Origin of the sequence: Halopseudomonas pachastrellae, from assembly GCF_900114765.1 — a bacterium.
GTDB classification, from domain to species: domain Bacteria; phylum Pseudomonadota; class Gammaproteobacteria; order Pseudomonadales; family Pseudomonadaceae; genus Halopseudomonas; species Halopseudomonas pachastrellae.
The window spans coordinates 33,744-55,742 of sequence record NZ_FOUD01000001.1; the positions used below are offsets into that span (position 1 = coordinate 33,744).

The window sequence follows — 21,999 nt, forward strand, 5'->3', positions numbered from 1 at the left end:
TGGTGAAGTGGTCGCTTTGCCTTGCCTCTGCCGCGGTGCTGATGTCAGCGCCGCTGGCCCAGGCGAAAGATGCGGGACAATGGCTGCGCGGCATGGCCGATGCAGTGGATCAACAGAGTTACAGCGGAGCGTTCGTTTACGAGCGCTCCGGCAGTTTCAGCACCCACCATATCTGGCATCGCGCCGATGAAGACGGCGTTACCGAGCGCCTGCTCCGGGCTGACGGTGATCCGCAGGAGTGGCTACGGCGTGATGGCCGGCTGCAATGTGCTACCTCCTTCGCTAACGTGTCCGACTGGCACGCAACTGCCCCCCAACAGATCGATCCCGCCCGTCTTGAGCGTTGGTACGCTTTCGAGGTGCTGGGTGGTACGCGCGTCGCGGATCGCCAGGCAACGGTGGTGGCGCTCAAGCCGAGAGATCCGTTCCGTTACGCCTATGAGCTGTATCTGGACGAAGACACCGGCTTGTTGCTCAAGTCCTTGCTGATCAACGAGCGCAATGCCTTGCTGGAACGCTTCCAGTTTGTTGACGTGGATTTCACCGAGCTGAGTGACGCGTCGCTGGAAGCTGGTTCGCGCTGCCTCTCGCTGGAAGCGGCAGAGCCCGAAAAGTTGGTCGACGACTCTGGCTGGCTGCCAGGCTGGCTGCCGCCGGGCTACAGCGCCGGTGAATCCATGGTTCGCGCGCTCTCCGCTGGTGAGCCCCCGGTCATGACCCAGGTCTACAGCGATGGTCTGGCGCGCTTTACCGTATTTGTCGAGCCGCTGGGCGAGGAACGTCTGGCCGATAACCTGGCTGCTCAGCTGGGGCCGACGGTGGCCATCAGTCGTCGGCTGCAGGTGGAAGGGCAGGACTATCTGGCGACCATCGTCGGTGAAATTCCGCCAGCGACGGCCGAGCGTATTGCTGCCTCCTTCCCGCATGCCGCCGTGGCAGTAGAGGCCACGCCGTGATTGAAGAGCGCGGGCGTGTGCTGAGTGTGGAGCCCGGTGCTGTTTGGGTTGAAACCGTGCGCAGCAGTACCTGTGGCAACTGTGCCGCCAAGGCAGGTTGCGGCCAGGAGCTGCTGCAGCGGTTGGGTAGCGGCGGTAGCCGCGGTTTTGTGCGAGCCCTGACCGATCGCCAATGGCAGGTGGGGGATGAGGTGGTTATCGGTGTGCCCGAGGACGCGCTGGTGCGCGGTGCCTTGTGGGTATACATGATGCCCTTGCTGGCCCTGTTTGTTGTCGCCTTGTCGGCGCAGGCGCTGGGTGGAAGTGAGCCGCAGGTCATTCTGGCTGCGCTGGCTGGCCTGGCGTTTGGTTTTGTTCTGGTTCGCTGGCACGCCCTGCGGGCTAGTCGTGATCCGCGGTTGACGCCTCAGGTCATGGGGGCCGCCGGGTTCTCCGGGGTGCCGCTGACGAACCTGTGATGTGGGTTGTTGCTAGAAACAAGTGAGGAGTGTGCGACGTATGATGTCGTTGAGACGTTGGGCCCTGGTGGCCACAAGTATTCTGGTGATGGGGTGGCAGTCGCTGGCGCTGGCGGCGGACTTGCCGGACTTTACCGAGCTGGTCGAAGAGGCCTCGCCGGCCATCGTAAACATCAGCACACGCCAGAAAGCAGCCAGCCAGAATGTAGTTCAGGGTATGCCCGACCTCGAAGGCATGCCGCCGCTGTTTCGCGAGTTTTTTGAGCGCAGCTTCCCGCAAGGCCCTTCCCAGCGTGAGCGCGAGGCGCCCCAGTCCCTCGGTTCCGGTTTTATCATCTCCCATGACGGCTATGTGCTGACCAACAACCATGTGGTGGCCGATGCTGACGAAATCTTTGTACGTCTGTCTGATCGCCGTGAGCTCCAGGCCGAACTAGTTGGCGCTGATCCGCGCTCTGACCTGGCGCTGCTGAAGATCGACGCCGGCGACGACCTGCCGGTAGTCAAGATTGGCAAATCAGCTGATCTCAAGCCGGGCGAGTGGGTGCTGGCCATCGGTTCGCCCTTCGGTTTCGACTATTCGGTGACGGCGGGTATCGTCAGCGCCAAGGGCCGCAGTCTGCCGAACGAGAACTACGTGCCGTTCATTCAGACCGATGTGGCGATCAACCCGGGTAACTCCGGCGGCCCGCTGTTCAACCTGGATGGCGAGGTTGTGGGCATCAACTCGCAGATCTTTACCCGCTCGGGTGGCTTTATGGGCCTGTCGTTTGCCATTCCGATGGACGTGGCGATGGATGTGGTCGAGCAGATCAAGGACAGCGGCAGCGTGCAGCGCGGCTGGCTGGGTGTGGTGATCCAAGAGGTCAACAAGGATCTGGCTGAGTCGTTTGACCTGCCCAAACCTGCCGGTGCGCTGGTGGCTCAGATTATGCCGGGCGGCCCGGCAGACAAGGGTGGCCTTAAGGTTGGTGACGTTATTCTTGAGTTTAACGGTCACGAGGTAGTGCGCTCATCCGATCTGCCCCACGCTGTTGGGCGTGTCCGCCCCGGTGCCGAGGCATCGCTGGTGGTGATGCGTGATAAGGAGCGCAAGACCCTGCGCATGGAAGTGGGTGCGCTGCCGGATGACGATAACGTTGCCGCGCTGACCGATGATGCGCCAGCCCAGGCGACCTCTTCCAACCGTCTGGGAGTGACTGTTGTCGAGCTGACTGACGAGCAGAAGAAGAACCTGGATATTCACTCCGGTGTGGTGGTGCGCGAAGTAATGCGCGGGCCGGGTGCCATGGTTGGTCTGCGTCCGGGCGACATCATCACCAATCTGGACAACCAGTCGGTGGATTCGGTCGAGACCTTCACCGAGATTGCTGGCGAGCTGCCAGACAACCGCTCCATCTCGATGCGCGTGATTCGTCAGGGTCGCGCCAGCTATATTACCTTCCGTCTGGCGGAGTGATCCGCCCCTGGGGCCGGTTATCGGTGGTAGCAACCTCCCGATGACCGGCCCCGGCGGCGATAGCGACATCGCCGCTAATCAGGTACACTCGCCGGCTGTTTTGGGGACTCTTCCCCGTCATCGCCATGTCTGGCAACCCTGTCTGGATGATCCGCGCTGTGAGTGACCTGAGCCTGATTCGCAACTTTTCCATCATCGCCCATATCGACCACGGCAAGTCGACGCTGGCTGATCGCTTTATTCAGCTGTGCGGCGCCCTGAGCGAACGCGAGATGGAAGCGCAGGTGCTGGACTCGATGGATCTCGAGCGTGAGCGCGGGATCACCATCAAGGCGCACAGCGTGACGCTGTATTACCCCGCCAAAGACGGCAAAACCTATCAGCTCAACTTTATCGATACGCCCGGCCACGTTGACTTTCACTACGAAGTCAGCCGCTCGCTGGCAGCCTGCGAAGGCGCGCTGCTGGTGGTAGACGCCGCTCAGGGCGTTGAGGCGCAGTCGGTAGCCAACTGCTACACGGCGATTGAGCAGGGCCTGGAGGTCATGCCGGTCCTCAACAAGATCGATCTGCCGCAGGCAGAACCCGAGCGGGTCAAGGGTGAGATCGAGAGCGTCATCGGTATCGATGCAACTGACGCCGTCGCCTGTTCGGCCAAGAGCGGTATTGGTGTTGAAGACGTGCTTGAGGCGCTGATCAAGACCATTCCGGCTCCCGAAGGTGAGATCGAAGCGCCTTTGCAGGCACTGATCATTGATTCCTGGTTCGACAACTACCTGGGTGTGGTGTCGCTGGTGCGGGTCAAGCATGGCCGTATCAAGAAGGGCGACAAGGTGCTGGTCAAATCGACCGGCAAGTTCCACCAGGTCGACAGCGTGGGCGTTTTCAGCCCCAAGCACACCGAGACCGCCGATCTCAAGGCCGGCGAGGTGGGCTTCATCATTGCCGGTATCAAGGACATTCACGGCGCGCCGGTGGGCGACACCCTGACCCTGTCCGCAACCCCGGATGTCGCACCGCTGCCCGGCTTCCAGAAGGTCAAGCCGCAGGTCTATGCCGGCTTGTTCCCGGTCAGCTCTGATGACTTTGAAGATTTTCGCGAGGCGCTGCAGAAGCTGACCCTCAATGACGCGGCGCTGCAGTTCGAGCCGGAGAGCTCCGAAGCGCTTGGCTTTGGTTTCCGCATCGGCTTCCTCGGCATGCTGCACATGGAGATCATCCAGGAGCGTCTGGAGCGCGAGTACGATCTGGATCTGATTACCACGGCGCCCACCGTAGTGTTTGAGGTGGTCAAGAAGGGGGGCGATATCATCTATGTCGACAACCCCTCTTTGCTGCCCGACCCGTCCGTGATTGAAGAGATGCGCGAGCCGATTGTGCGTGCCAACATTCTGGTGCCGCAGGATCATCTGGGTAGCGTGATTACCCTCTGTATCGAGAAGCGCGGCGTTCAGCATGACATGGTTTTTCTCGGTACCCAGGTTCAGGTTACCTACGACCTGCCGATGAACGAGGTGGTACTCGACTTCTTCGACCGGTTAAAGTCGGTCAGCCGCGGTTATGCCTCGCTGGATTACAGCTTTGATCGCTTCCAGGCCGCCAAGCTGGTGCGTCTGGATATCCTGATCAACAGTGAGAAGGTAGATGCGCTGGCGCTGATCGTGCACCGTGACAATGCTGCCTATAAGGGCCGTCAGCTGGTCGAGAAGATGAAGGACCTGATTCCCCGGCAAATGTTTGACGTTGCCATTCAGGCCGCTATCGGTGGGCAAATTGTGGCGCGTTCTACGGTCAAGGCGCTGCGCAAGAACGTATTGGCCAAGTGTTATGGTGGCGACGCCAGCCGGAAGAAGAAGCTGCTCGAGAAGCAGAAGGCCGGTAAGAAACGTATGAAACAGGTGGGTAGCGTAGAAATACCGCAGGACGCATTCCTTGCGGTACTCAAAGTCGACAACTAGAGACGGTAAGCTCGGACGATGATGCATCTCAACTTTCCGCTGGTGCTGGTGATTGCTGTTGCTGTCAGCGGTTTTCTGGCGTTGCTGGACCGCGTGGTGCTGGCACCGCGTCGTCGCAAGGCTGTTGCCAGCTACGAAGCCCAGGTTGACGTAGCGGACCCGCAGACCATCGAGCGGCTCGAGAAGGAGCCCTTGCTGGTCGAGTATGGCAAGTCGTTCTTTCCGGTCTTGGCCGTTGTGCTGGTGCTGCGCTCCTTTCTGGTCGAGCCCTTTCAGATTCCGTCCGGTTCCATGAAGCCCACCCTGGAGGTGGGTGATTTCATTCTGGTGAACAAGTTTGCGTACGGTATTCGCCTGCCGGTGATCGACACCAAGGTAATCCCGATCGGTGACCCGCAGCGTGGCGACGTTATGGTCTTCCGTTACCCGAACAACCCGTCGATCAACTACATCAAGCGCGTTGTTGGCTTGCCCGGCGACCACATCCGCTATGCTGGAAAGCAGCTGTATGTGAACGGCCAGAAGGTCGAGCATGAATTGGTCGAGATTGTGCCGGACGATGAAGTGCCCGCAGGTCACCCGCTGCAAAACCTGGCCAACGCGGCAGTCTATCGTGAGCAGTTGGGTGAGGTAACGCACCTGATCAGGCAGAAGCAGTTGTCGCAGACACCCAAGCCAAACGAGTGGGTGGTGCCGCAGGGCCACTATTTCATGATGGGGGACAATCGCGACAACTCGAACGACAGCCGTTTCTGGCATTCAGCCGAGATGCCGCAAGAGTTGTGGGGAATGGTTCCGGACAACTATATTGTAGGCAAGGCCTTCGCAGTGTGGATGCACTGGCCTGAGCCGAAGCTGAGTAATTTGCCAAGCTTCTCGAGCGTCGCCCTGATTCACTGAGGGTGGCAGGCAGTACATAGCATCAACAACGGACTACGAGGTTATTATGCGCCACTCCCAGAAAGGGGCTTCCTTCTTCGGCTGGCTTGCGGTTATCGCCCTGCTTGTATTCGGCATGGTCATTGCGATGAAGCTGGTACCCATCTACATGGACCACTACTCGCTGCGCAACATCATCACCACGGTCAATGAAGACCCGAACGTGAAGGTGAACTCCCTGCGCGACCTCAACAGTTACATCGAGAAGGGCATGCAGCTCAACAGCATCCGCGACATCAAGGCCAAGGATGCCATCACCACGACCCAGAGCGGGCAGAATGCCTACACTGTGGTGCTCAAGTACGAAGTGCGCGCGCCACTCCTCAACACGGTGGACCTGCTGGTGCACTTTGACGAAACCTTTATTGTCAGACCTCTCAAGTGAGCAACAAGCTAGACCGACTCGAACGTAAGATTGGCTATACATTCAAGGACCAGGAGCTGCTGCTGCTGGCCTTGACCCACCGCAGTCTGGGTGGGCGCAACAATGAGCGCCTGGAATTTCTGGGCGACTCGATCCTCAATTTCGTCGCCGCCGAAATGCTTTTCCAACACTTCCCCCAGGCCCGCGAAGGGCAGCTGTCGCGCCTGCGTGCGCGTCTGGTCAAGGGTGTGACCCTGGCCGAGCTGGCCAAGGGGTTTGAGTTGGGCGAATACCTGCGCCTCGGTTCGGGCGAGCTGAAAAGTGGCGGCTTTCGCCGTGAATCGATTCTGGCTGATGCCACCGAGGCGATTATCGGCGCTATCTATCTGGACAGCGGGCTGGAGGTGGTGCGCGAGCGCATCCTGCACTGGCTGACTGGCCACATTGCCGACCTGACGCTGGTCGACAACAACAAAGATCCAAAAACCCGACTGCAGGAGTTTCTGCAGTCGCGCCAGGCTGACCTGCCGCGCTACGAAGTGATCGAGAGCAGCGGGGAGGCGCATTGTCGTACTTTCAAGGTAAATTGTCAGATAGCCCTGCTGGCCGAGCCGACCTACGGCGTTGGCAACAGTCGGCGTCTGGCGGAACAGCAGGCAGCGCAGCATGCGCTGGTTGCTCTGGGCGTGGAGCGAGCCGATGACTGATGCTATTTCCCGTTGCGGCTACGTTGCTATCGTTGGCCGCCCGAATGTCGGCAAGTCGACCTTGCTGAACCATATTCTTGGCCAGAAGCTGGCCATTACCTCGCGCAAGCCGCAAACGACCCGCCACACCTTGCTCGGTATCAAAACCGAGGGTGAGGTGCAGGCGATCTACGTTGATACGCCCGGCTTGCACAAGGAAAACGAAAAAGCGCTCAACCGCTTCATGAACAAAAGTGCCAGCCAGGCACTGCGCGATGTCGACGTCGTGCTGTTTGTGGTCGACCGTCTGCGTTGGACTGATGAAGACCAGATGGTGCTTGAGCGCGTGCAGTATGTCAGCTGCCCGGTACTGATCGTGGTCAACAAGCTTGACCGTATGGAAGACAAGAACGAATTGCTGCCGCACCTGGAGTGGCTGACCCAGCAACTGCCCAATGCCGAGGTGGTGCCGGTGTCCGCACTGCAGGGGCGTAATATCGACCGCCTGGAGTCGCTGATTGCCGAGCGCCTGCCGGAAAGCGAGCACTTCTACCCCGAAGACCAACTGACCGACAAGAGCTCGCGCTTTCTGGCTGCCGAGCTGGTGCGCGAGAAGGTCATGCGCCAACTCGGCGCCGAGATTCCGTACCAGGTAACGGTCGAGATCGAAGAGTTCAAACAGGAAGGGCGTGTCCTGCATATCCATGCGTTGATTCTGGTCGAGCGCGACGGACAGAAGAAGATTGTCATCGGTGACGGCGGCGAGCGTCTGAAAAAGATCGGCCAGGAAGCGCGGCTGGACATGCAGAAGCTGTTTGGCAGCAAGATCATGCTCAACCTCTGGGTCAAGGTACGTCGTGGCTGGTCTGATGACGAGCGTGCGCTGGGCTCGCTGGGCTACCGCTTCGACGACTGACGCCAATGTCTGAACCGTTGCAGCCCGCCTACGTGTTGCACAGTCGGCCCTACCGCGACACCAGCGCCCTGGTCGATCTGCTCAGTCTGCGTGACGGGCTGCAGCGGGTGGTCTGGCGCGGCGCCCGGGGAAAAGGGCGGGGCACACGCCCGCAGCCCTTTGTGCCCCTGCTGGTAAGCTGGTACGGGCGGGGCGAGCTGAAGACCCTGCAGCAGGCCGAGGTGGCGGGCAGCCACGCACGCTTGCAGGGTGACGCTCTGTTCAGTGGTCTCTATCTCAACGAATTGCTGGTACGTCTGCTGTCGCCAGGTGACGCGCAGACGTTGCTGTTTGCCGCCTATCAACAGGCGCTGGAGCAGTTGGCTGCGCCATTCGACAGCGTCGAGCCGGTGCTGCGCAGTTTTGAATGGCAGTTGTTGCAGCTGCTGGGCTACGGTTTCAGTTTGACGGAAGACGCCTGGCAACAGCCCCTGCTGGCGCACGGCAGCTACGCCTGGAGCGCCGATCAGGGGCTGTACTCTGTCCCAGCGGGCAATAATGGCGCCTTGCCCGGGGCGGGGCTGCTGGCCATGGCCAGCGCCGATTGGCAGCAGCCCGATGCGCTGCCCACCGCCAAGCGCCTGATGCGTCAGGCCCTGGCGGTGCACCTTGGAGGCAAGCCGCTGGTCAGCCGGCAGTTGTTTGCGGCGGCGCGGGGCGCCGGCCAATCCTGAATCTTTTTGCGGCGCCAGGGCGCCGCTGTTACCAAAGGGAGAATCGTGCATGAGTCAGTCAGACCGGGTGCTGTTGGGTGTCAATATCGACCACGTGGCGACCTTGCGCCAGGCGCGTGGCACGCGCTATCCCGATCCTGTGCAGGCCGCTATTGAGGCCGAGCAGGCCGGCGCCGATGGCATTACCGTGCACCTGCGTGAGGATCGCCGCCATATTCGGGAGCGCGATGTGCGCCTGCTGGCCCAGGTGCTGCAGACCCGCATGAACTTTGAAATGGCGGTCACCGATGAGATGGTCGCCTTTGCCGAAGAGATTCGTCCGGCGCATGTGTGCCTGGTGCCGGAGCGCCGCGAGGAGTTGACCACCGAGGGCGGCCTGGACGTTTGCGGCAACGAGGCGCGGGTGCACGCAGCCATTGAGCGTCTGGCCGCTGCTGGGTGCGAAGTGTCGCTGTTTATCGACCCGGATGCGCGCCAGATCGAGGCTGCCAAGCGCCTTGGTGCGCCGGTGATCGAGTTGCACACCGGGCACTATGCGGACACCGAGGGAGCAGAGCAGCAGAAGGCGCTGTCGCGTATTCGTGAGTCGGTGAACTACGCCCGCAAGCTGGGCCTAGTGGTTAATGCCGGGCACGGGTTGCACTACCACAACGTGCAGGACATTGCGGCCATCCCCGGCATCAACGAGCTGAATATCGGCCACGCGATCATTGCTCGCGCACTGTTTTCCGGCCTGGCCGGCGCGGTGCGCGACATGCGTCAGCTGATTCTGGAGTCGGCGCGCCAATGATTCGCGGCATCGGCACCGACCTGGTACTGGTCAGCCGTATTGAAGCGGTGCTGACGCGCCAGGGTGAGCGCTTTGCCAGGCGGATTCTGACCGCCGACGAGTTTGAGCGCTTTGCCGCCCACGGACGGCCTGCGCGCTATCTGGCCAAGCGCTTTGCCGCCAAAGAGGCGATTCTAAAGGCGCTTGGTACCGGGTTGGCTGGTGGCCTGTCATGGCAACATATGCAGATTGATCGTGATGAGCTGGGCGCTCCGCAGGTCGTGCTCAGCGGTGTCGCCGCCGACAAGCTGGCGGCTGGTGGTGGCGGGCGCATGCTGTTGTCGTTGAGCGACGAGCGCGAGCAGGCGCTCGCGTTCGCTGTCTGGTCACTGGACTGAGACGCTCTCCTGCAGTTGCTCCATGGCGACAAACAGCTGCTGAATCTCGGTATCCGCCGGGGCGTTCTGCTTGAGCCGGGTTTCTGCCTGCAGGCAGCGCCGGCGCAATTCGGGTACGCCGCAGTAGCGCGTCGCGCCGTGCAGGCGATGGACGCTCTCCAGTAGTCTTTGCTGGTCACCGGCGTTAAGGCTTTCTTCAATTGCCTGCCGATCGGCGGGCAGGTTCTGCAACAGCATATCCAGCATGTCCTGGGCCAGATCGGCTTTACCAGCGGCCAGGCGCAAGCCTTCCTCATGGTCGAGCACCGGGTTGCTGGGCGGGTTTGTCGGCGGGGCGCTGGCTGGCGCCGGTGCAAGCTCGGCGTCGAGATCCTGCCCGGTCCACTTGCGGATACTCTCGCGCAGCTGTTCAGGGCTGATGGGTTTGCTCAGGTAGTCGTTCATGCCGCACTTGAGCAGCTTGCGCCGTTCCTCGGCCAGGGCGTGGGCGGTCAGCGCAACAATGGGTGTGGCGGGCTGGTCACTCAGCTCCTCCTGCAGACGAATTTCTTCGGTCGTCTGCCGCCCGTCCATGCCGGGCATCTGCACGTCCATGAAAATCAGATCAAAACGTTGCTCGGCCAGTACCGCCAGCGCCGCCTCGCCGCTGTCCACTGCGCGCACGCGGGTACCCATCTCCTGCAGAAAGGTTTCAACCAGCTTGAGATTGGCCGGGTTGTCGTCGACACAGAGGATGGTCACGCTGTCCGGGTTGGCACGCCGCTCCTGTTCCGCGTCGTCGGCAGGCAGGTCGGGCAGCGCGGCGGGCCTGGGCTGCAGCAGTTGGCCGGTGGCGCGGAACAGCTTGCGCATGCTCAGTGGGCGCGAGAGCACTGCGCAGCGCCCGTCCGGCAGCTGATCGAGTTGCGGCGGCTGCGCGACCGCGTTGACCAGCAAAATACTGGCGCAGCCATGCCCGGCCCAGCGCTGCACGTGTTGCAGGCTGTCGGTCAGGCGATGCTCGTCGCTTTCACTGCTGACCAGTGCCACTTGAGGTGCGCTGGGTCCGCCGTCCAGCACCGCTTCGTTGAGGCTGACCAGGGTGCTGAAAATGCGCGTTTGCAGGCCCAGATCCTCCAGTGCATGCAGCAGCGCCTGGCGGCTTAGCGGGTTGGGTTCAAACACGCCGGCGTACAAGCCTTCGAACGGGCGGCTGGGCAGGTCGTCGTCGGCCTGGCTGGACTTGTTCAGGCTGGCGGTAAACCAGAATTCGGAACCGGATCCGGGGGTGCTGTGCAGGTGGATCTCGCCATGCATCTGCTCAACCAGGCGTTTGGTGATAACCAGGCCAAGGCCGGTGCCGCCGGTCTGGCGGGTCGGGGAGTTGTCGACCTGGCTGAAGGCGCGGAACAGCGACTTTTGCTGCGCTTCGGTCAGGCCCACGCCGGTGTCGGTAACGCTGATGCGCAGTACCGCGCTGCTGTCGTTGTCTTCCTCCAGCATGACCCGCAGGCACACCGAGCCGTCATGGGTGAACTTGATGGCGTTGCTCAGCAGGTTGGATAGCACCTGCTTGAGGCGCAGGGCATCGCCACTCAGGCCGAGCGGCACGTCGCGGTAGATCAGGCTGACCAGCTCAACCTGTTTCTGGTGCGCTGACGGTGCCAGCATGGTCAGGGTTTCCTCGACCAGATCGCGCAGGTTGAACGGCAGGTTGTCGAGCACCAGCTTGCCGGCTTCGATCTTCGAAAAGTCGAGAATCTCGTTGATGATGTCCTGCAGGCTCTTGGCCGATTTGCTGATGGTGTCCAGATACTCGATCTGGCGCGGGGTCATTTCGGTGCGCTGCAGCAGGTTGCTGAAGCCAAGGATACCGTTGAGCGGTGTGCGCAGCTCATGACTCATATTGGCGAGAAACTCGGACTTGATGCGGCTGGCCTCCTGGGCAGCCTTGCGCGCCATGTCCAGCTCGATGTTCTGTACTTCAATGGTTTCCAGCGTCTGGCGCAGGTCTTCGGTGGCCTGTTCGACGTTTTGCTGCAGCTCGCCCTGGGCGCTTTGCAGTGCCTGGGTCATGGTGTTGACACCCTCGGCCAGATCGTCGAGTTCGCGTGCGCGCTGACGCGGCAGGCGCACGTCCAGCTGGCCCTTACTGATGCGGGCAATCGCCTGGTTGATTTCGACCACCGGGTCGATGATGTGGCGCCCCATGGTGCTGACCATCAGGCCGGTGATCAGCAGGCCGAGCAGTATCAGTACCAGCGTCGTCAGCAGCGTCTGATAGCTGCGCAACTGGGTATTGCCGTGGCTCAGCTCTACCTCAAGCCAGCCAATCAGCGCGTCGGCCTCCAGGTCACTGCGCTCGGCCGCGCTGAGCAGCTCGGGGCTGGCCTGCAGCGGCAGGATAAAACGGGTGCTGCGCTCACCGGTGCGCACTTGCAGGCCGGTGCCGGCGGCCAGGGGGCTTTCCGGCAGGGCGCGATTGGCCGCGAGCATCTGCGGGCCGCTGTGTTCCAGCGGCTGATTATCGGCGTCGTACAGGGTGACCGCGCGGACATCCTGGTAATTCAGGGTGTTGGCCAAGGTGGTGCGCATGCGCTGGGGTTGCCGGGCCAGCAGGGCCTCGGTGGCGGGGCGTTGCAGATGCTCGGCGGTGAGCTGGCCGCGTTCAAGCAGTTGCTTTTGCAGATCACCCAGGTGTTGCCAGCTGAAGTAGACGCCCACTGCGGCGGCCAGTATCCCGGCCGGGATCAGGGTCATCAGCAGGAGTCGGGCCTTGATACCAATGTCGTTCATGTAAATGTGTTCCCGTTTCCTCGTCAGCCGTGCATTCAGGGGCGGCGCGAAATACGCACTTGGGTGGGCCAAATTACGTCGTTGTCGGTATCATAGGCGGCTTGAGCAAAAAGCACAGCCTTGCCGACCCTCCTGGCGACGGACAAGGCCGCTACGGTGACTCCATGACGCAGCATTACCCCACCATCGCCGATTGCATCGGCAACACCCCTCTGGTCAGGCTGCAGCGCCTGCCGGGCCAGACCAGCAACACCATTCTGGTCAAGCTGGAGGGCAATAATCCGGCCGGTTCAGTGAAGGACCGCCCGGCGCTGTCGATGATCGAGCGTGCCGAGGCGCGTGGCGATATCCAGCCCGGCGATACGCTGATCGAGGCGACCTCCGGCAATACCGGCATCGCGCTGGCCATGGCTGCGGCCATTAAAGGCTATCGCATGGTACTGATCATGCCGGACAACATGAGCGCCGAGCGCAAGGCGGCGATGACCGCCTACGGCGCAGAGCTGATCGAAGTGACCCAGGCCCAGGGTATGGAGGGCGCGCGTGACCTGGCCCTGCGCATGCAGGCCGAAGGGCGGGGCAAGGTGCTTGATCAGTTTGGCAACCAGGACAACCCCGAGGCGCACTACCGTGGCACCGGCCCCGAGATCTGGCGTGATACCAGCGGTACGGTGACGCACTTTGTCAGCTCGATGGGCACCACGGGAACCATCATGGGCACCTCCCGCTACCTCAAGGAACAGAACCCGGCCATTCAGATCGTCGGTCTGCAGCCGATCGAAGGCGCGGCCATTCCCGGTATCCGCCGCTGGCCCAAGGAATATCTGCCCACCATCTTTGATGACACCCGGGTTGATCTGGTGATCGACATGGGCCAGCAGGAAGCCGAAGTCACCATGCGCCGGCTGGCCCGCGAAGAAGGCATCTTCTGCGGCGTCTCTTCCGGCGGTGCGGTGGCAGCGGCGCTGCGTCTGAGCGCGGAGGTAGAAAACGCGGTGATTGTTGCCATCATCTGTGATCGCGGCGACCGCTACCTGTCCACCGGCGTTTACGACGGACCGGCATGAAACGCGGGCGCGGACGTGCGCGTGCGGCGCCGGCGGCTGATGCTCCGGCCGCCATCGGCCAGCGTATCGAGCTGCAACTGGAGCGCCTGACCCACGACGGTCGGGGTATTGGCCGCTGGCGTGGGCGCACCGTCTTTGTTGAGGGCGGGCTGCCCGGCGAACAGGTGCAGGCACGGGTATTGCGGGCGCGCAGCAAGCTGATCGAGACGCGGCTGGAAAGCCTGCAGCAAGTTAGTGAACTGCGCCAGCCGCTGCGCTGTGTGCACGCCGATTTGTGCGGTGGTTGCAGCCTGCAACACATGGCGCGCGAACAACAGCTGGAGATCAAGCAGCAGGCCTTGGCGCAGCAATTGCAACACTTTGCCCAGGTTGAACCGCAGCAATGGGCGCCGGCGCTGGAAGGGCCTGCTTACGGCTACCGCCAGCGCACGCGGGTTGCGCTGCGCTGGGATCGCGGGCGCCGGGAACTGGATGTCGGCTTTCGTCAGCGTGCCAGCAGTGAGCTGGTCAATGTCGAGCAATGCCCCGTCCTGGTGCCTGAGCTGGAGCATGTGCTTACCCGCCTGCCGGCGCTGCTGCGCAGCCTGGATGGCGCAGACGCGCTGGGCCACGTTGAGTTGATTGGTGCCGAACATCCGGCGCTGGTGCTGCGTCACCTGAGGCCCTTGAGCGAAGCCGATAGCAACCGCCTGCAGGCCTTTGCTGCCGAGTGTGAGCTGGGTTTGTGGCTGCAGGGCGAGGAGGCCAATGCGCTGGCGGTGAATGGTGCGCTTGAGCCGGCCTATCGTCTGACCGATCAGCAACTGGAGCTGGGGTTTGCGCCCGGAGACTTTACCCAGGTCAATCCGCAAATGAACCAGGCGATGGTCAATCAGGCGCTGGACTGGTTAGCGCCGGCATCTGGTGAGGCGGTGCTGGATCTGTTTTGCGGTGTCGGCAACTTTGCCCTGGCGCTGGCGCGTGCCGGGGCTAAGGTGACGGGGATCGAAGGTAGTGCGGAAATGGTGGCCCGGGCCACAGACAATGCCCGGAAAAACGACCTCGATGAGGTGCACTTTTTGGCAGCCGACTTGTCGAAGCCCCTTGAAGTGCCGCCGGGGTCACCACAGTACACGGCAGCGTTGCTTGATCCGCCGCGTGACGGCGCCGGGCAAATGGTAGTCGATCTGGCCGCCCTGGCGGTCGAGCGGATTCTTTACATTTCCTGCAACCCGGCAACGCTGGCGCGCGATGCAGGCATTCTGGCAGGCAAGGGCTACACCCTGGTTCGGGCGGGCATCATGGATATGTTCCCCCAGACCGCCCATGTCGAGGCCATGGCACTGTTCCGGAGGCAATAGATCGCCGCCGGGCGAGGACAAGAAGATGGTACAGGTCAGAGCAGCACACCCGACCAATCAGGACGGCAGCGTCAATATCGACGCCTGGATCGCACGTATCGGAGAGCGCACGCAGCTTGTCGATCCGCAGATTCTGCATGAGGCATGTGAGTGGGCTCAGGAGCTGGAGCAGGCCGCGATTGATGCGGAGAACATCTGGGCCGACGGTGCGAGCAGTTACCGCACCGGCCTGGAGATGGCCGAGATCCTGGCCGACCTCAAACTGGATCAGGACTCACTGGTTGCTGCGGTGGTTTATCGTGCGGTGCGTGAGCGCAAGACCGATCTGACCGAGGTGGAACACCGCTTTGGCCCGACCGTCACCCACCTGGTGGATGGCGTACAACGCATGGCCGCCATCAGCGTGTCGCAGAACCCGGGTAATACCGCGAGCTTCAGTCCGCAGGCGCAGGTCGAGAATCTGCGCAAGATGCTGGTCACGCTGGTGGATGACGTGCGCGTCGCGTTGATCAAGCTGGCCGAGCGCACCTGCGCTATCCGGGCGGTCAAGGACGCGCCGGAGGAGAAGCGTTATCGCGTTGCTCGCGAGGTGTTCGATATCTACGCGCCGCTGGCCCACCGGTTGGGCATCGGCCACATCAAGTGGGAGCTGGAAGACCTCTCCTTCCGCTACCTGGAGCCGACCCAGTACAAGCAGATCGCCAAACTTCTGGACGAGCGTCGTCTCGATCGCCAGCAGTACATCGATGCGGTGATGGCCCAGCTGCGTGAGTCGCTGGAGGAGGCGTCCATCCACGCCGACATCACTGGCCGGGCAAAACATATCTATTCCATCTGGCGCAAGATGCAGCGCAAGGGCATCGATTTCAGTCAGGTCTATGACGTGCGCGCGGTGCGGATTCTGGTGCCGCAGGTGCGCGACTGCTACACGGCGCTTGGCGTCGTGCACAGCCTGTGGCGTCACATTCCCAACGAGTTTGACGATTATGTCGCCAACCCGAAGGAAAATGGCTACCGCTCGCTGCACACCGCAGTAATCGGCCCCGAGGGCAAGGTGCTCGAGGTGCAGATCCGTACCCAGGGCATGCACGAAGAGGCTGAACTGGGTGTCTGTGCGCACTGGCGCTACAAGGGCACGGACCTGGACAGCAATTCCAATGCCTACGAAGACAAGATTGCCTGGCTGCGTCAGGTACTTGAGTGGCATGAGGAAATGGGTGATATCGGCGGTCTGGCCGAGCAGCTGCGGGTCGACTTTGAGCCCGACCGTATCTACCTGTTTACCCCCGACGGTCACGTGCTGGATATGGCCAAGGGCGCTACGCCGCTGGACTTTGCCTACCGCGTGCATACCGAAATTGGTCACAGCTGCCGGGGCGCCAAGGTCAATGGGCGTATTGTGCCGCTGAACTACGTGCTGCAGACCGGTGAACAGGTCGAGATCATCACGGGCAAGCAGAGCGGCCCGAGCCGCGACTGGCTCAACCCCAACCTCGGCTACCTGAATACGTCCCGGGCTCGGGCCAAGGTGCAGCACTGGTTCAAGGAGCAGGCGCGCGAGCAGAATGCCCAGGCCGGCAAGCTGATGGTCGAGCGCGAACTGACCCGCATGGCACTCAACGGTACCGACTACGCCCAGTTGATTGATCGCCTTGGCCTGAAGAGCCAGGAGGACCTGTTTGTCGCAGTAGGCTCTGGCGACCTGCGTCTGGCCCACGTGGTCAATGTGGCGCAGCAGCTCATCGAGCCTGATCGCCACAGCGAGCAGCTGGAGCTCATCCCTAAAAAGCCCAGTCGCAATGTCGGCCGCCGAGGGGATGTCTACATCCAGGGCGTCGGCAACCTGATGACGCAGCTGGCTGGTTGCTGTCAGCCGGTGCCGGGTGATCCGATCATCGGCTACATCACCCTGGGTCGCGGTGTCACCGTACACCGCGCCGATTGTGCCAACGCCATGCAGCTGCAGGATCGCGACTCTGAGCGCCTGATCGAGGTCAGCTGGGGCGGTGCGCCGGTGCAGACTTACCCGGTGGAGATCTACATCAAGGCCTATGACCGCTCCGGTCTGTTGCGCGATGTCTCGCAACTGCTGGCCAATGAGAAGATCAACGTACTGGAGGTCAGTACGCGGACCAACAAGGATGACAATTACGCGGCCATGCTGCTGACCATCGAGATCCCCAATCTCGGCATGCTCAGCCGTTTGCTCACGCGCATCAGTCAGCTGCCAAACGTGATCGAGGCGCGGCGCAACCGTCAGGAAAACCGCGCATGAGTTACCAGTTGGACGACCTCCTGTATCTGATGCAGCGCCTGCGTGACCCGCAGCATGGGTGCCCCTGGGATCTGCAGCAGGATTACGCCAGCATCGTGCCACACACGCTGGAAGAGGCCTACGAGGTGGCAGACGCCATCGAGCAGGGCGACTTTGAGCAACTGCGTGGCGAGTTGGGTGATCTGCTGTTTCAGGTCGTCTATTACGCCCAGCTGGCGGGCGAGGAAAGCCGCTTTGGCTGGCCCGAGGTGGTGGACGGCATCACCCGCAAGCTGGTGCGCCGCCACCCGCACGTGTTTCCCGATGGCAACCTGCGCACACCGCCGGGCAGTCAGACTCTGGCGCCGGATCAGGTCAAGCGCCGTTGGGAGCAGATCAAGGCCGAGGAACGGGCAGAGAAAGCCGCGCAGCCCGAGCAGCTGTCGTTGCTGGATGATGTGCCGGGGGCATTGCCGGCGCTGAGTCGCGCGCAAAAACTGCAGAAGCGCGCGTCGTCCGCCGGTTTTGACTGGCCAGACGCGGCCCCGGTGGTCGACAAGATCAGCGAAGAGCTGGATGAAGTACGCGAGGCGCTGGCTGCGGGCGATAGCGCCGCCGTCGCCGAGGAAATGGGTGACCTGTTGTTCTGCGTGGTCAACCTGGCCCGTCACCTTGGCGTAGACGCCGAAAACGCCTTGCGTCAGGGCAATGCCAAATTCGAGCGGCGTTTCCGCTTTATCGAAGCGCAGTTAGGAGAGCAGGGCGCGACCGTTTCCGAGCGCGCCCTGGATGAACTCGACGCCCTGTGGGACAAGGCCAAGCAGCAAGGCCTGTAAGGGCGCGGCATCCCGCGCCCTGATGACTCGCTCAGTGCTGGGTTTCTTGCTGACGCTCGACCAGCTCCTGCAGGTGCTTGCGGCTCAGCTCCAGATAGCGCGGGGTGGGGCCTTCGTCCTTGTACAGAGGGTCGCCCATCTCATCTACCGCAATCACTTCTTTGCCGGCGCGGTAAGGCAGGCTGGCTTCCAGCTCCTCAAGGGCGGCGCCCAGCAGGTCGGTGATGATGTCTTCAATCTGGCGTTTGGGATACATCTCGTGCAGCGCTTCGAGGCGGGCTGCATCTTCGAGGGTCAGATGTACGGCATAGCTGTCGCGGGTTACGCGGCCCTTGGCGGTCCTTTCCCAGGCTTGGGTGAGTTCACGGATCTTCATGGTTCCCCCTTCTGTTTCGTTCTGTCGCTCGTGGCGACACCCCCAGCATAGACCATATGCGGGGGTGTACAGGTCTTGAGACCCCTTGTCAGCGGCAAGGTTGCATCGCATGCTGGGCGTCCCGTTTGCCTGGAGACAGAGTCATGACCGATATTGATGCCCGTTTGCGTGAAGACGTCCATAACCTCGGTACCCTGCTGGGGCAGACCATTCAGGCCCATCTGGGGGACGACTTTCTGCAACGCATCGAGCGTATTCGCCTGGGCGCCAAAAAGGGTCGCAAGGCCGATCAGGCGGCCAATGAAGCGCTGCTGGGCGCCCTGCAGGACTTGCCTGACAGCCAGCTGTTGCCGGTGTGTCGGGCGTTCAACCAGTTTCTCAACCTGGCCAATATTGCCGAGCAGCATCACCGTATCCGCCGGCGCCGGGCCGACGAGCCCCAGGCCTTTGAGTTGCGCTGCGTCAACGAGCTGCTGCAGCGCCTGAAGGCGGAGAATTTCAGCGCTGATGCCATCGTCCAGCAAGTGAATGGGCTGGATATCGAGCTGGTGCTTACCGCTCACCCCACCGAAGTAACCCGCCGTACGCTGATCCAGAAGTACGATGCCATCGCTGATGCGCTGGCGCGTGGCGATCATGACGATCTGACCGCTACCGAGCGCGAAGAGGTCCGTCAGGATCTGGCCCGCCTGATCAGCGAGGCCTGGCATACCGATGAGATTCGCCGCAGCCGGCCCACGCCGGTCGATGAGGCCAAGTGGGGCTTTGCCGTGATCGAACACTCGCTGTGGCAGGCGTTGCCGCAGTTTCTGCGTCGTCTGGACGCCGATGTACATGGCGCCACCGGCCAGCATCTGGATTTGCGCGCCGCACCGGTGCGCATCGCCTCCTGGATGGGGGGCGACCGCGATGGCAACCCTAACGTCACCGCGCCCATCACCCGCGAAGTGCTGCTGCTGGGGCGCTGGATGGCGGCTGACCTGTACCTGCGCGATATCGAGGCACTGGCCAACCAGCTGTCCATGCACGCGGCCAGCGACGAGCTGCTGGCCGCAGCCGGTAACGTCGATGAGCCGTATCGGGCCGTGCTCAAGCAGCTGCGTACCCGGCTGCAGGCGACCCGCGACTGGGCTGAACAGTCGCTGACCGCTCACGTGGCGATGCCTGCCGAGGTGCTGCGCGAGCTGGATGACCTGCGTGGGCCGCTGGAGCTGTGCTACCAGTCGTTGCTTGCCTTTGGCCTCAAGCGCATTGCCAATGGCCCCTTGCTCGACACCCTGCGCCGGGTCAACGCCTTTGGTTTGGGGCTGGTGCGTCTGGACATTCGCCAGGATGCGGCGCGCCACGCGCAGGTATTCAGCGAGCTGACCGAGTACCTGCAGCTGGGCAACTATGCAGAGTGGGATGAAGACGCCCGTTGCCGCTTCCTGCTGGACGAGCTGCACAGCCGTCGCCCGCTGCTGCCGCCGGACTGGCAGCCATCGGCCGATGTCGCGGAAGTGCTGGCGACCTGTCGGGTCGTGGCCAGCCAGCCGCAGGAGCTGCTCGGCTCCTACGTGATTTCCATGGCCTCGCATCCCTCCGATGTGCTGGCGGTCAAGCTGCTGCTGAAAGAGACCGGCGTCAGCTGGCCGATGCGTGTGGCGCCGCTGTTCGAGACCCTGAGTGACCTGGATCATGCTGCCGATGCCATCGATCGCCTGCTGTCGCTGGAGCAGTACCGCGCGCTGGTGGGCGACGAGCAGGAGGTCATGATCGGCTATTCCGACTCCGCCAAAGACGCCGGCACGCTGGCGGCAGGCTGGGCGCAGTACCGCGCGCAGGAAGCGCTGGTGGGTGTATGCCAGGGGCACGGTGTGCACCTGCGCCTGTTCCACGGGCGCGGAGGTACCGTCGGCCGCGGTGGCGCGCCAGCGCATATGGCGATTCTCTCGCAGCCGCCGGGGTCGGTGCGCGGTCAACTGCGGGTCACCGAGCAGGGCGAGATGATTCGCTTCAAGTTTGGCCTGCCCGGCATCGCCGTGCAGAGCATGCTGCTTTATACCAGCGCGGTACTGGAGGCCAGCCTGCTGCCGCCACCAGCACCCGAGCCGGCCTGGCGTGAGCTGATGCAGCAATTGGCTGATCGCTCGGTTGAGGTGTACCGCGGTGTGGTGCGCGGCGAGCCACAGTTTGTCGAGTACTTCCGTCAGGCCACCCCTGAGCAGGAGTTGGGCCGCCTGCCGCTGGGTAGCAGGCCGGCCAAGCGTCGCAGCCAAGGCGGGATCGAGAGCCTGCGTGCTATCCCCTGGATCTTTGCCTGGACCCAGACGCGGCTCATGCTGCCGGCCTGGCTGGGCGCCGGGCAGGCCCTGCGCGAGGCGCTGGATGCCGGCAAACAGGCCCAGCTCAGGCAGATGATGGAGGCATGGCCCTTCTTTCTGGCGCGTGTGGAGATGCTGGAGATGGTGCTGTCCAAGGCGGATGTGGATATCGCCCGCTTTTATGAGCAGCGGCTGGCCAGTGCGGATCTGTGGCCCTTGGGTGAACGCCTGCGTGCGGCGCTGGCGCAGGCCACGGCTGTGGTGCTGCAGCTGCGTGACAGCGAGACCCTGCTGGCGCATAACCCGGCATTGGGCGAGTCGGTAGCGGTGCGCAACCCCTACACCGACCCGCTGCATGTGCTACAGGCCGAGTTGATGAAGCGTACCCGCGCCCAGGGCGAGAGCGTTGATCCCGACCTGGAAAGGGCGCTGATGGTGACGATGGCTGGCATCGCGGCGGGTATGCGCAACACCGGCTGACCGGCCGGTCGTCAAGTCTCCGCGAGGCGTGTTTGCCTGCGACAATGGTCCGTCTTGTGCATGGCCGCGTGGGCGTGTATGTTGGACGCCCTTTGCGAGCCAGCACGCTCTGGACGCACCGTATTTTCAGCATTCGCGCTCGCCGCGAGTGCCTGGCAGGTCGCTGGTTGAGGACCGCTCAATGCCCGGTTTCAGTTAGACGAGGAGTACATCATGCGAGTTATCCTGTTGGGCGCCCCAGGGGCAGGCAAGGGTACACAGGCCCAGTTCATCTGCGAGCGCTTCGGCATTCCGCAAATCTCCACCGGCGACATGCTGCGCGCAGCGGTCAAGGCCGGCACCGAGCTTGGCAAGCAGGTCAAGGAAGTCATGGATACTGGCGGCCTGGTCTCCGACGATCTGATCATCGGTCTGATCAAAGAGCGCATCACCCAGGACGATTGCGCCAAGGGTTTCCTGTTCGACGGTTTCCCGCGCACCATCCCGCAGGCTGAAGCGCTGGTTGAAGCCGGCATCGACATCGACCGCGTGCTGGAAATCGCCGTTGCCGACGAAGAAATCGTCGCCCGCCTGTCCGGTCGCCGCGTGCACCCGGGTTCCGGCCGCGTTTACCACGTTGATCACAACCCGCCGAAGGTGGCTGGCAAGGACGACGTTACCGGTGAAGACCTGATCCAGCGTGATGACGACAAGGAAGAGACCGTACGCAAGCGCCTGCAGGTCTACCACACCCAGACCAAGCCGCTGGTCGAGTTTTACCAGGGCCTGTCTGCAGCCAAGGGCACGCCCAAGTGCGCCAAGGTTGAAGGTATCGGCAGCGTAGAGGAGATCACTGCCAAGGTTATCAGCGCGCTGGACTGAGTCCGTCTCGCTGGACCAACAGACCCGTGCTGACTTCGGTCGCACGGGTCTTTGCATTTTTGTACAATGCCCGCCCCCTGAATTCAGAATC

Annotated in this window: 19 protein-coding genes; 17 read left to right on the forward strand and 2 right to left on the reverse strand. The window is 62.4% G+C overall.

Annotated features, from left to right (window positions below; genetic code table 11):
- Positions 1-2: 2 nt before the first annotated feature.
- The 11 genes from BM116_RS00150 (at position 3) to acpS (ending at position 9,616) form a co-directional block, all read left to right on the forward strand.
- Entirely contained in the window at positions 3-956 is a 954-nt protein-coding gene (locus BM116_RS00150; protein ID WP_139056974.1) for a MucB/RseB C-terminal domain-containing protein, read from the forward strand.
- Positions 953-1,414: a SoxR reducing system RseC family protein gene (locus BM116_RS00155; protein ID WP_083727306.1), complete on the forward strand. Its 462-nt coding sequence runs from the start codon at positions 953-955 to the stop codon at positions 1,412-1,414. Before BM116_RS00150 ends, BM116_RS00155 begins: the two co-directional genes overlap by 4 nt.
- Positions 1,415-1,454: 40 nt before the next feature.
- Positions 1,455-2,873, forward strand: coding sequence for a DegQ family serine endoprotease (locus BM116_RS00160; protein ID WP_083727304.1), 1,419 nt, complete (start codon positions 1,455-1,457; stop codon positions 2,871-2,873).
- A 158-nt stretch (positions 2,874-3,031) separates the two neighbouring features.
- Positions 3,032-4,831 carry a translation elongation factor 4 gene (gene lepA, locus BM116_RS00165; RefSeq protein WP_083727362.1) on the forward strand — a complete coding sequence of 600 codons (1,800 nt, stop codon included), beginning with the start codon at positions 3,032-3,034 and terminating at the stop codon, positions 4,829-4,831.
- Between the two features lie 21 nt (positions 4,832-4,852).
- A complete protein-coding gene (lepB, locus tag BM116_RS00170) occupies positions 4,853-5,731 on the forward strand; it encodes a signal peptidase I (protein WP_083727360.1) in 879 nt (292 codons plus the stop codon).
- Between the two features lie 46 nt (positions 5,732-5,777).
- On the forward strand, positions 5,778-6,155 hold the full coding sequence (locus BM116_RS00175) for a DUF4845 domain-containing protein (RefSeq protein WP_083727302.1): 378 nt from the start codon (positions 5,778-5,780) through the stop codon (positions 6,153-6,155).
- The gene (gene rnc / locus BM116_RS00180) at positions 6,152-6,841 is read left to right on the forward strand and encodes a ribonuclease III (protein WP_083727300.1); all 690 of its coding nucleotides are present in this window, start codon (positions 6,152-6,154) and stop codon (positions 6,839-6,841) included. The genes BM116_RS00175 and rnc overlap by 4 nt, the downstream gene beginning before the upstream one ends.
- Entirely contained in the window at positions 6,834-7,736 is a 903-nt protein-coding gene (era, locus tag BM116_RS00185) for a GTPase Era (RefSeq protein ID WP_083727298.1), read from the forward strand. Before rnc ends, era begins: the two co-directional genes overlap by 8 nt.
- A 5-nt stretch (positions 7,737-7,741) precedes the next feature.
- On the forward strand, positions 7,742-8,449 hold the full coding sequence (gene recO / locus BM116_RS00190) for a DNA repair protein RecO (protein WP_083727296.1): 708 nt from the start codon (positions 7,742-7,744) through the stop codon (positions 8,447-8,449).
- A gap of 49 nt (positions 8,450-8,498) precedes the next feature.
- On the forward strand, positions 8,499-9,239 hold the full coding sequence (pdxJ, locus tag BM116_RS00195) for a pyridoxine 5'-phosphate synthase (protein WP_083727294.1): 741 nt from the start codon (positions 8,499-8,501) through the stop codon (positions 9,237-9,239).
- Entirely contained in the window at positions 9,236-9,616 is a 381-nt protein-coding gene (acpS, locus tag BM116_RS00200; RefSeq protein WP_083727292.1) for a holo-ACP synthase, read from the forward strand. Before pdxJ ends, acpS begins: the two co-directional genes overlap by 4 nt.
- On the opposite strand, the gene BM116_RS00205 is transcribed toward acpS, so the two are convergent.
- On the reverse strand, positions 9,605-12,391 hold the full coding sequence (locus BM116_RS00205; RefSeq protein WP_083727290.1) for a response regulator: 2,787 nt from the start codon (positions 12,389-12,391) through the stop codon (positions 9,605-9,607). The genes acpS and BM116_RS00205 overlap by 12 nt on opposite strands.
- A 164-nt stretch (positions 12,392-12,555) precedes the next feature.
- Here BM116_RS00205 and cysM point away from each other — a divergent pair, with 164 nt between their 5' ends.
- The 4 genes from cysM to mazG are packed head-to-tail and all read left to right on the forward strand — an operon-like array spanning position 12,556 to position 17,888.
- Positions 12,556-13,458, forward strand: a complete 903-nt coding sequence (cysM, locus tag BM116_RS00210; protein ID WP_083727287.1) for a cysteine synthase CysM — start codon at positions 12,556-12,558, stop codon at positions 13,456-13,458.
- Entirely contained in the window at positions 13,455-14,798 is a 1,344-nt protein-coding gene (gene rlmD, locus BM116_RS00215) for a 23S rRNA (uracil(1939)-C(5))-methyltransferase RlmD (protein ID WP_083727285.1), read from the forward strand. Before cysM ends, rlmD begins: the two co-directional genes overlap by 4 nt.
- A gap of 25 nt (positions 14,799-14,823) precedes the next feature.
- A complete protein-coding gene (relA, locus tag BM116_RS00220) occupies positions 14,824-17,073 on the forward strand; it encodes a GTP diphosphokinase (protein ID WP_083727283.1) in 2,250 nt (749 codons plus the stop codon).
- A complete protein-coding gene (gene mazG / locus BM116_RS00225; RefSeq protein ID WP_083727281.1) occupies positions 17,070-17,888 on the forward strand; it encodes a nucleoside triphosphate pyrophosphohydrolase in 819 nt (272 codons plus the stop codon). The genes relA and mazG overlap by 4 nt, the downstream gene beginning before the upstream one ends.
- A gap of 31 nt (positions 17,889-17,919) precedes the next feature.
- Here mazG and BM116_RS00230 read toward each other — a convergent pair whose 3' ends face one another.
- Positions 17,920-18,264, reverse strand: coding sequence for a pilin assembly protein (locus BM116_RS00230; protein ID WP_083727279.1), 345 nt, complete (start codon positions 18,262-18,264; stop codon positions 17,920-17,922).
- Between the two features lie 143 nt (positions 18,265-18,407).
- Here BM116_RS00230 and ppc point away from each other — a divergent pair, with 143 nt between their 5' ends.
- Both ppc and adk read left to right on the forward strand, forming a co-directional pair.
- Positions 18,408-21,047 carry a phosphoenolpyruvate carboxylase gene (ppc, locus tag BM116_RS00235; RefSeq protein ID WP_083727277.1) on the forward strand — a complete coding sequence of 880 codons (2,640 nt, stop codon included), beginning with the start codon at positions 18,408-18,410 and terminating at the stop codon, positions 21,045-21,047.
- Between the two features lie 213 nt (positions 21,048-21,260).
- Entirely contained in the window at positions 21,261-21,908 is a 648-nt protein-coding gene (gene adk / locus BM116_RS00240; RefSeq protein ID WP_083727276.1) for an adenylate kinase, read from the forward strand.
- Positions 21,909-21,999 lie beyond the last annotated feature (91 nt).

What these genes read in the sequence shown, in the direction of transcription:
- BM116_RS00230 (WP_083727279.1), bottom strand. Translation starts at nt 18,264, where the DNA reads ATGAAGATCCGTGAACTCACCCAAGCCTGGGAAAGGACCGCCAAGGGC.
- ppc (WP_083727277.1), top strand. Translation starts at nt 18,408, where the DNA reads ATGACCGATATTGATGCCCGTTTGCGTGAAGACGTCCATAACCTCGGT.
- recO (WP_083727296.1), top strand. Translation starts at nt 7,742, where the DNA reads ATGTCTGAACCGTTGCAGCCCGCCTACGTGTTGCACAGTCGGCCCTAC.
- cysM (WP_083727287.1), top strand. Translation starts at nt 12,556, where the DNA reads ATGACGCAGCATTACCCCACCATCGCCGATTGCATCGGCAACACCCCT.
- acpS (WP_083727292.1), top strand. Translation starts at nt 9,236, where the DNA reads ATGATTCGCGGCATCGGCACCGACCTGGTACTGGTCAGCCGTATTGAA.
- adk (WP_083727276.1), top strand. Translation starts at nt 21,261, where the DNA reads ATGCGAGTTATCCTGTTGGGCGCCCCAGGGGCAGGCAAGGGTACACAG.
- BM116_RS00175 (WP_083727302.1), top strand. Translation starts at nt 5,778, where the DNA reads ATGCGCCACTCCCAGAAAGGGGCTTCCTTCTTCGGCTGGCTTGCGGTT.
- rlmD (WP_083727285.1), top strand. Translation starts at nt 13,455, where the DNA reads ATGAAACGCGGGCGCGGACGTGCGCGTGCGGCGCCGGCGGCTGATGCT.
- BM116_RS00160 (WP_083727304.1), top strand. Translation starts at nt 1,455, where the DNA reads ATGATGTCGTTGAGACGTTGGGCCCTGGTGGCCACAAGTATTCTGGTG.
- relA (WP_083727283.1), top strand. Translation starts at nt 14,824, where the DNA reads ATGGTACAGGTCAGAGCAGCACACCCGACCAATCAGGACGGCAGCGTC.
- BM116_RS00205 (WP_083727290.1), bottom strand. Translation starts at nt 12,391, where the DNA reads ATGAACGACATTGGTATCAAGGCCCGACTCCTGCTGATGACCCTGATC.
- lepB (WP_083727360.1), top strand. Translation starts at nt 4,853, where the DNA reads ATGCATCTCAACTTTCCGCTGGTGCTGGTGATTGCTGTTGCTGTCAGC.
- pdxJ (WP_083727294.1), top strand. Translation starts at nt 8,499, where the DNA reads ATGAGTCAGTCAGACCGGGTGCTGTTGGGTGTCAATATCGACCACGTG.
- mazG (WP_083727281.1), top strand. Translation starts at nt 17,070, where the DNA reads ATGAGTTACCAGTTGGACGACCTCCTGTATCTGATGCAGCGCCTGCGT.
- era (WP_083727298.1), top strand. Translation starts at nt 6,834, where the DNA reads ATGACTGATGCTATTTCCCGTTGCGGCTACGTTGCTATCGTTGGCCGC.